We start from the raw sequence: 725 nt of genomic DNA, 5'->3' as shown, positions 1-725 counted from the left end.
CTCGCTTGCCGTAAGAGTTTGTCTTTTGTGACGGTGGGCAAAGCTGATCCGGGCAACTCATGATCGGTTGTTTCGCACGGCTTCCCTTTTGACTGATTGGAAATAAACGGCATGCATTCCAAAACCTCTAGACGGACATTCGTAAAAGGCTTGGCCGCTGGTGGCATTCTCGGCGGCTTTGGCCTTTGGCGCACTCCTGTATGGGCGGTGACAAGTCCTGGTCTGCCGAGCGTACTCACCGGCAATGAATTTGATCTGTTTATTGGTGAAACCCCGGTAAACATCACCGGCTCGCCGCGAACAGCCATGACTATCAATGGATCATTGCCAGGACCTTTGCTGCGTTGGCGCGAAGGAGAGACGGTCACTCTGCGTGTAAAAAACCGCCTGGACCAAGACACCTCAATCCATTGGCACGGGATCATCCTGCCGGCCAATATGGACGGTGTACCTGGCTTGAGTTTCCATGGCATTGCACCCGACGGCATGTACGAGTACAAGTTCAAGGTTCATCAGAATGGTACGTACTGGTACCACAGCCACTCGGGCTTACAGGAGCAGGCAGGGGTTTACGGACCAATCGTTATCGACTCGAAAGAGCCTGAACCTTTTCAATACAACCGCGACTATGTGGTGATGTTGACTGACTGGACCGATGAAGATCCTAGTCGTGTCATGGCCAAGCTTAAGAAACAGTCGGGCTACTACAACCACCATAAACGCAC

At 52.4% G+C, this 725-nt stretch carries 1 protein-coding gene; it reads left to right on the top strand.

All coding sequences use genetic code 11. The features are described 5' to 3' along the window. Nucleotides 1–111 precede the first annotated feature (111 nt). Nucleotides 112–725, top strand: a 614-nt coding sequence (locus A7D21_RS34065; RefSeq protein ID WP_141718336.1) for a multicopper oxidase domain-containing protein, incomplete at its 3' end; no start/stop codon positions are given.

The sequence above is a fragment of the Pseudomonas sp. AP19 genome (genome assembly GCF_001728855.1).
Taxonomy (GTDB): Bacteria; Pseudomonadota; Gammaproteobacteria; order Pseudomonadales; family Pseudomonadaceae; genus Aquipseudomonas; species Aquipseudomonas fluorescens.
The sequence above is the reverse complement of the archived record's forward strand: the minus strand, read 5'-3'. Positions and strand labels throughout refer to the sequence as shown.